The sequence below is a fragment of the Coprococcus sp. AF21-14LB genome (assembly GCF_003458885.1).
GTDB lineage: Bacteria > Bacillota > Clostridia > Lachnospirales > Lachnospiraceae > UBA9414.
Genome location: NZ_QRVX01000100.1, coordinates 1 through 2539 on the forward strand (window position 1 = coordinate 1; position 2539 = coordinate 2539).

Annotated in this window: 1 protein-coding gene and 1 pseudogene; both read right to left on the reverse strand. The window is 41.2% G+C overall.

Translation table 11 applies throughout. The features are described 5' to 3' along the window. Nucleotides 1–279: 279 nt before the first annotated feature. A pseudogene (locus tag DWX73_RS15675) lies at nucleotides 280–1430 on the reverse strand (IS91 family transposase). Next, entirely contained in the window at nucleotides 1423–2274 is an 852-nt protein-coding gene (locus DWX73_RS13070; protein ID WP_118349102.1) for a tyrosine-type recombinase/integrase, read from the reverse strand. Before DWX73_RS13070 ends, DWX73_RS15675 begins: the two are co-directional and overlap by 8 nt. Between the last annotated feature and the right edge of the window lie 265 nt (nucleotides 2275–2539).

Consider the following 2539-nt stretch of genomic DNA (forward strand, 5'->3'; position numbering starts at 1 on the left):
AAATTCTTTAGGTTAGAATCGATGATGGGGTAAACGAAAAAGCAGTTTTGACATTTCAGTGAACTGCCCCTTCGTTTACTCTATTTTCGATTTGACCTAATTGAACAAAGTGAGCGTCCGAGTAGATATTACCTATGGACTTTTAATCTTTCGTTCTTATCCATGATTATACAGGATTTCCTATGCAAACGCTACAGAAATCAAGGATTTTCAGATAAATAGGTACAACAATAAAACCTCAGGATTTTGAGGCTTAAAAACATATAAAAGATTTGGATTTTAACACCTTTGCGGTATTCTCAGTTGTGGTTTTCCAAGATGTCCACCGCAGGATTTACATACACAGATGTTTATCCCGTATAGCTGTTTCAGTATTTCCGGCATTTCCTTAGCCCTGAGCTTTGAAAGATATTTTTTGCATCCGAGAAGATTCCGGCATAAAGTGAGTTTTTTGTGTTTGCTGCGGGAACATAGAAGTCCATAATGCCGGATCCTGACAAAACGTCTGGGTGGCACATGCATCAGAAAACGCCGTATAAATTCAATGCCGGAAATGGTCAGTTCCTTCCATTGTCCTTCTTTCCGGTAATCCTTAACGGAAAAAGTAACATTTTCATCATCCATATGGATGATGCGGTGATTGCTGATAGCGATCCTATGGGTATACTTTCCAAGGTAATCAATCACAGATTGTGCACCGTTAAAAGTTTTCTTACAGTAAGGAACCCATTCTGCGTCATAACAGGAATCTATAAGTTCTTTGAATTCATAATGATTACGGTATTTTTCTGCTGTTCCATGAAACTCAAGCTGATCTGTATTCCAGAGATTTTTCAGTTCATCCATATATTTACCACGAAATACTTTGGAGATAGCCATATAGGGAGAAAAAACTCCGTACCATTATCTTTCCACTCATTTTTCGGTGTCAGTCCACCGCCGAGCAGTATCGTATGAATATGAGGGTGGAAGTTCATTTCAGAGCCCCATGTATGAAGGATGCAGATATAACCAACGGAAGCTCCGAGGTGCTTTGGGTCTGATGTAAGTTCTTGAATGGTAGCAGAGGCTGCATGATAGAGCGTGTCATATAACAGTTTCTGGTTACTGTAAATGACCGGATTCAGAATGTCAGGGACTGTAAACACCAGATGGAAATAAGGTGCATCAAGTACATCTTCTCTGCGAGCATCCATCCACATTTCCTTTGGAATAGCCTGACACATGGGACAACAGCGGTTACGACAGGAATTATAATGAATCTGGACAGCACCACAGTCTTCACATACACTGATATTTGCGCCATAGGCTCCTGTTTTGCAGTTCAGGATGTTCCGGACAGCTTTTGCCTGTTCCGGGGATGGAGAATACTTTTCAAGGTATGCCGGATAAAAACGTCGGAAAATATCCTGGACGGTGGGTTTATTCATGGCCAGTACCTTCTTTCCTGTCAAAAGGGCTTTGAATGCCCATGAGGGATTTGTTGCTGACATGAAGATAAACTTCCGTAGATTTCGGATCACGGTGTCCAAGCAGAGCTTGAATGTTCTGCCGTTCTATGCCTTGTTCCATCAGATGGGTTGCAAAGCTATGGCGGAGACAGTGAGGGGTTGCTGCCTTTGGAAGTTCTGCATCAGCTACTGCCCGTCGCATTACCTGTTCCAGAGTACTGACTGTTAGATAATTACCAGTAAATTTATTCGGAAACAGGATGCCACGGGGACGACCTTTCTCAAACCAGTATTGTGTAAGGATATCCAGACAACGTTTGGAGAGAATGGTATAACGGTCCATTCTATTCTTGGTATCCCGGACATGGATCTGCATATTTGAACGGGAGATATCGTCATAATGAAGATGGATCACTTCAGAAACTCTCATACCTGAGGAATACATGACTGCGAACATAGCCTTATATTTGATATCATCAACAGCATCTAACAGGCGGTCAATCTCAGAGGCAGTCAGTACAGTAGGAAGCTTATGTTCTAGGATCATACGTGGAACTGTGATGTCATCCCAAAGGATATGCAGGACATTTCGATAGAAAAAACGGATGGCAGAATTGTAAAGATTCAAAGTGGTGGCTTTCAGTCCTTCCTCTTTTTTTGCAAGCAAAAAAGCCCTGACATCCTGACAGGTAAGTTCTTTGGGATTCTTATTCTGATATTTCAGAAAGTAAGAAACATAGTTTTTATAGCAACTGATGGAACGTTCTTTGAGGTTACGGATTTTCCCGGCTTCCTCAAGCTGTTCTAAATATTTTTCATACATAATAAAATCCTCCATATAAAATCAGTAGTTATCAGAAACACTGCTTTATACGGAGGGGCATTGGGGTCATAAAACCGCTTGCCAACCAAGTGGAATGGTGGTATTCTTTTCATAGGCAGTGGAGAGGTCGATCCTGTTTGATTGTTATTTTGTGGTGATTTAACAATACTACTTTTAGGACTTGCTTTCCACTGTTTTGTTATATAAAACAGAAAATCGCTATGCCACAGCCTTGGCAGGCCATCGCGTAGCGATTTTGTTCAAT